Consider the following 5,526-nt stretch of genomic DNA (forward strand, 5'->3'; position numbering starts at 1 on the left):
GGCAGCGCTCGGCCAGATCGGCCTTCCCGGCGGCGGCTACGCCTATTCGCTCGGGGCGATCGGCTATTACGGCCGCCGTGTCAACGACGTGCCGGGGCCGACGCTGGGGCAGGGCCGCAACGGCGTCGCCGATTTCATTCCGGTGGCGCGCATCGCCGACATGCTGCTCAATCCCGGCACCACCTATCGCTACAATGGCGAGACGCGGACCTATCCGGACATCCGCATGGTCTACTGGGCCGGTGGCAATCCCTTCCATCACCATCAGGACATCAACCGCCTGCGCAAGGCGTTTGCGCAACTCGACACCTTCGTCGTGCACGAGCTGGCCTGGACCGCCACGGCCCGGCATGCCGACATCGTGCTGCCCGCGACGATGACGCTCGAACGCGAGGACATCGGCTATTCCACCAACGATCCCCTGATGGTCGCCATGCATAAGGTCGCCGAACCGTTCGGCCTTGCGCGCGACGACTACGATATCTTCGCCGATCTCGCCGATCGTCTCGGAGCTCGCGAACCTTTCACCGAGGGACGTACATCGCGGCAATGGCTTGAGTATCTCTACGAGCCGACCCGCGCCTCGCTTGCCAGGCGCGGTCTGGAAGCCCCAAGCTTCGACGAATTCTGGGCGCGCGGCAGCCTTGTCGTGCCGCAGCAGCCCGATGACGGCGGCCGGCTGCGTCGTTTTCGCGAAGACCCGGTCAATCATGGCCTGCCGACGCCGAGCGGCCGCATCGAGATCTTTTCGAAGAAGATCGCAGGCCACGGCGACGCGGATTGTCCCGGTCATCCGGTCTGGCTGGAGAAGACCGACATGCCGAAGCGAGGAGCGCCATGCTTCCTCGTCGCCAACCAGCCGGTGACGCGCCTGCACAGCCAGCTCGATTTCGGCGGACATTCGCTTGCCGCGAAACATCGCGGCCGCGAGGTCGCGCGAATGAACCCGGTCGACGCGAACGCGCGTGGCATTAGGGATGGCGACATCATCCGCCTGTTCAACGAGCGCGGCGCGTGCCTTGCGGCGGTCCACGTCACCGACGGCATCGCGCCCGGCGTGGTGCAGCTTCCGACCGGCGCCTGGTACGATCCGATGGATCCCGAGGACGAGGCGCCGCTCTGCGTTCACGGCAATCCGAACGTGCTCACCCGCGACATCGGGACCTCATCCCTGGCGCAGGGCTGTACCGGTCAGCTGACGGCGGTCGAGGTCGAGAAGTTCACCGGCAATCTGCCGCCGATCCGCGCGTTCGATCCGGTGTAGGGAGCGGCGTGCCGCGGACGCAGCGCAGCGTCCCTTCGACGGTGCGTTGCCGTGTGCTTACGCGGCTGCGCTGGTGATCCAATCGCGATCGGCAGAAGGACGACGCCGCGGAGGTGCTTCGACCGCGAGCCCTTCACCCTTGCTGGCGAGGCGCCAGCGCGCCGGAGACTCGCCGCTGATGCGCTTGAAGACGGTCGAAAAATGCGCCTGCGTGCTGAAGCCCACGGCCAGCGCGATCTCCGCCAATGGACGCTCTGTGGTTGCGAGCAGCGCCTTCGCATGCTCGGTCCGCTGATGGAGCAGATATTCCCGAGGGCGGTAGCCGGTCGCGGCGCGGAATTGTGCTGCAAAGTGCATCCTGGACAGGCCGGCGACATTGGCGAGCTCGGACAGGCTGATGCAGCGGTCGAAATGATCGGCGACATATTGCTCGACGCGCCGCAGCCGCCATTTCGGCAAGGCATTGACCCTGACGCGCGGCAACTCCATCCCCGTGCATTGGCTGTCCCGGGCGATGACCGGTGTACGGCGAAGAATCTCGGGATCCCGCGCGTCGCCCGGACCATCGGCATGCGCCGCCTGCAAACTGTTCGACATCGCTCGTCCTTTCCTGGCTTGCGCCTGTTTGCGACGCCGGCAGACGCGCAAACCAATGCTTTCCATGTTCGGAGGATAGGGCTGGGTCGGCCGTGACGCCCGTTAGGGGTGATGAGGATCTGTTAGATTCTGTGCGTCTGCGTTTGGGTGCGACAGCCCGCCGCAGGAGCGCGTCGTTCGATGCTCGCAAATCCGATCCAAACTTGAAGCCGTCGGCGTTACTCGAAGACGGCATCGAAAATCTCGACATCCATGAGCACGGGCTTGGCGATCACGGATCCGTCCGGTTGGATGGCCTGAATGCGTCGAAGCGTCGGCACCACGATGCCGCCGAAATTGTCATGCGCCCAGGAGGAGTGTGCGACCTTCATCCCGAAGAGCGCGTGATCCGCGCGCCGCTGCAGGGCGCTCTGGTCGAAATAGAGGATCTGCTCCGACGCGAGCGTGACCAGGTGCGGCGGAAATTGCGCTCGCAACCGGCGCCAGGTTTCGGTGCTCCGCTGCCAAGGCGACAGCTCCTCGATCACGACATCGGGGTGAGCAAGCAGGAATGGAATCGTCAGATAACTCCAGATCGCGACACCGCAGAAGAAGACGAGATGCAGCTCGTCCGCAAGCGCGGGCGAGCCGGCCTCGGCAAACGCTGGGACGGGGTTGCTCCAGGTCTGCAGGACCTCACCATCCAGCTTCTCGATGGTGATCGCGTCGGGCTGAAAAGAGCCGGAGCGTTCGCCTCCGGTGATGCCGGTGAAGCGGAGCGATTGTGTCCGGGTCGAGCCCTCCGCGGTCACGTCCTTGAATTCCCGGGCATGTCCGGCGTTGGCGAACAGCGTTCCGCCAATGGAAAGGTGGAGCGTGAAACGGCTCAAGCTGTTCCAGCGGGTCATTCCGCCGCTGGCATCGATCACATCGTCTAGAAGCGCCATGTCCCGCCATGTCCACCGAGCAATGTCTCCACCATGGCGGCGCGCGTGCGGCTTGGCGTGTTAGAATGTGTTAGGACTTGCGAGCCGGGCGGGCGGCGGTATCCTTTTGAAGATACTCTCAATTCAGGCCGCTCAGACGCCCGCCGCCGCATAGCGGCCCTTCTCATCCGGAGTAGCGTGCTCACATCAGGGAGCTCGACATGACCACTATCGAAACCGATCCCGAACTCTCGACATCGCCCAGTGCCGACTGGAAGCTCGAAGTCGTCGTGATCCCCGTGTCCAATGTCGACCGCGCCAAGGCGTTCTACGCGCGCCTTGGTTGGCGGCTGGACGCGGACTTCACCTCGGGAGACGACTGGCGTGTGATCCAGTTCACCCCGCCTGGCTCGGCCTGCTCGGTGATCTTCGGAAACAATGTGACTGCCGCCGCACCCGGCTCGGTGCGAGGGCTGTACCTGATTGTCTCCGATCTGGAGGCGGCACGACGGGATCTGCTCGACCGCGGCGTCGAAGTCAGCATGCCATTCCACGGTGCCGGCGACGTGCACGCCGGGCCGGACGAGCCGTACCTGTTCGGCAGTACTCGGATCAGTGGCGCCGACCCCAACCGCGGCAGCTACAGCTCCTTTGCATCGTTCAGCGATCCCGACGGCAACGGCTGGCTGTTCCAGGAGGTGACAACGCGACTGCCGGGGCGCATCGCGGGCGGCGGCACGACGTTCGCTTCGCAGGCGGAGTTGGCGGCCGCACTCCACCGGGCGGCGGCGGCGCATGGCGAACATGAGCGGCGGACCGGTGGACATGATGAGAACTGGGCGGAATGGTACGCCGATCACATTGTGCGCGAGCAGGCCGGCCAACCTCTGCCGAGCTGAAGCCGCAACGTTGCTCGCCCGCCACGCCAATGTCGCCTTGCTCCGGTAAGGAGCCCGGTACTGAAACGACAGGGAGAACTGACATGATCCGCAAAGCAACGGCCGTCTGGAAAGGTACCGGTCGCGATGGAACTGGCCATCTGACCAGCGAATCGGGCGTACTCGCGCAGACGCCCTATTCGTTCAAGACGCGTTTCGAGAATGAGAAGGGGACCAATCCCGAGGAGTTGATCGCAGCGGCCCATGCAGGTTGCTTTACGATGGCGCTGGCCTTCGGCCTTCAGATGGCGGGATTCACGCCCGACGAACTCTCGACCGAAGCCGCCGTGACCCTCGAGCCCGAAGGCAAAGGCTTCAAGATCAGCAAATCCGCGCTGACCTTGCGCGCCAAGGTGCCGAACCTCGACGATGCGGGTTTTGCCAAGATCGCCGGCGAGGCAGAGAAAAACTGCCCGGTGTCGAAGGTGCTCAACGCAGCGATCACCCTCGACGCCAAGCTGGCTTAAGGTGAGCATCCCGGGTCCACCGGGCCTAGGGGCACAGGTGGATACGCGTCAATAGCATGGCTTTCGGCCGGGTGGCCGAGAGCCTATGCTAGGGGCACAGAACGGACCGAGCAATCAATCGGGAGCGGAGATATGACGACAGAGCGCGCAGTTTTGGCCGGAGGCTGCTTCTGGGGCATGCAGGACCTGATCCGCAAGCAACCGGGCGTGATCTCCACCCGGGTCGGCTACACCGGCGGGCACGTGAAGAACGCGACCTATCGCAATCACGAAGGTCACGCTGAGGCGATCGAAATCATGTTTGACCCCGCAAGGACCAGCTTCCGCACCATGCTGGAGTTCTTCTTCCAGATCCACGATCCCACCACGCTCAATCGCCAGGGTAATGATCTCGGCACGAGCTACCGCTCGGCGATCTTCACGACGAGCGAGGAGCAGAAGAGGATCGCCGAAGACACCATCGCCGACGTCGAGGCGTCGGGCCTTTGGCCGGGCAAGGTGGTGACCGAGGTCGCGCCCGCAGCCGAGTTCTGGGAAGCCGAGCCCGAGCATCAGGATTATCTCGAACGTTATCCGGACGGCTACACCTGCCACTTCATCCGGCCGGGCTGGAAGCTGCCGCGCCGCGCGGCTGCTGTCGGAGGCTGATGAAGAAAAAGGCTTGATCGTTGCCGCGACGGAGCTGCACGCCCTTTCCCGCTTGCGCGAGAGGGTCGGGTATCTCCGCAATGGGACAATCCCCCAGAGGAGAAAGCCCTCACCCGGCGCGCGGGACGATGCTTCGCATCGCCCGGACGCGCCGACCTCTCCCGCAAGCGGGAGAGGCAAGTAAAGCCGCGGCAATCGATTCAACCTAACGAAATTCCCCGTTAGCGCACATCGGTCAGTTCCTAAGCTGCGCCATCAGCTCGCGGGCCGAGCGCATGTCGGCGATCTCGGATCCTTCGGCGAACGATCCGGTGACGTTCTCCAGAATGGCCAGCGCCTCCGCGCTCTGGCCTGCGGCCATCATGAACCGCGCGAGACTGGCGGCACAGCGCAGTTCCCAGAAGCGCGCGCCCTGCTCGACGGCAATGTCGATCGCCTCGCGAAAGTGGGCCTCGGCGTGCTCCGAATGCCGCGGGCTCTTGAGCATCAATTCTCCCTTGATGCGGATCAGCTCCGGCAGATACCAGCGCTCCTGCCGGTCGTTGCAACGGGCGAGGACGTCCTCGATCATTTCGAGGCCACGTTCGATTTGGCCGGCCTCCAGGCAGCACGCGGCGAGCTCGCCGAGCAGCGGGAGAAAACGCGGCAGGAAGCGCGCGTCGCCGGCACGATTGAGCTCTTCGCGCAGCAGCGGCAGGCCCGTTGCG

5 protein-coding genes and 2 pseudogenes are annotated in these 5,526 nt (G+C 64.5%); 4 read left to right on the forward strand and 3 right to left on the reverse strand.

What is annotated here, in order from left to right; translation table 11 throughout:
- Positions 1-1,264, forward strand: a 1,264-nt coding sequence (locus tag MOV75_RS25925) for a molybdopterin dinucleotide binding domain-containing protein (RefSeq protein ID WP_247006833.1), incomplete at its 5' end; no start/stop codon positions are given.
- Between the two features lie 57 nt (positions 1,265-1,321).
- Here the strand turns inward: MOV75_RS25925 and MOV75_RS25930 are convergent.
- A pseudogene (locus MOV75_RS25930) lies at positions 1,322-1,753 on the reverse strand (helix-turn-helix domain-containing protein); the annotation flags it as partial.
- A gap of 326 nt (positions 1,754-2,079) precedes the next feature.
- Positions 2,080-2,787 carry a hypothetical protein gene (locus MOV75_RS25935; protein WP_247006834.1) on the reverse strand — a complete coding sequence of 236 codons (708 nt, stop codon included), beginning with the start codon at positions 2,785-2,787 and terminating at the stop codon, positions 2,080-2,082.
- Positions 2,788-2,987: 200 nt separating this feature from the next.
- On the opposite strand from MOV75_RS25935, the gene MOV75_RS25940 reads away from it, so the two are divergent.
- The 3 genes from MOV75_RS25940 (at position 2,988) to msrA (ending at position 4,819) form a co-directional block, all read left to right on the forward strand.
- Positions 2,988-3,665, forward strand: coding sequence for a VOC family protein (locus tag MOV75_RS25940; RefSeq protein WP_247006835.1), 678 nt, complete (start codon positions 2,988-2,990; stop codon positions 3,663-3,665).
- 83 nt (positions 3,666-3,748) lie between these two features.
- Entirely contained in the window at positions 3,749-4,171 is a 423-nt protein-coding gene (locus MOV75_RS25945) for an OsmC family protein (protein ID WP_246929977.1), read from the forward strand.
- Between the two features lie 132 nt (positions 4,172-4,303).
- Entirely contained in the window at positions 4,304-4,819 is a 516-nt protein-coding gene (gene msrA / locus MOV75_RS25950; RefSeq protein WP_246929978.1) for a peptide-methionine (S)-S-oxide reductase MsrA, read from the forward strand.
- 235 nt (positions 4,820-5,054) lie between these two features.
- Here msrA and MOV75_RS25955 read toward each other — a convergent pair.
- Positions 5,055-5,526, reverse strand: a pseudogene (locus MOV75_RS25955) (ATPase); the annotation flags it as partial.

This window comes from Bradyrhizobium sp. PRIMUS42, from assembly GCF_023006515.1.
Classification (GTDB): Bacteria; Pseudomonadota; Alphaproteobacteria; order Rhizobiales; family Xanthobacteraceae; genus Bradyrhizobium.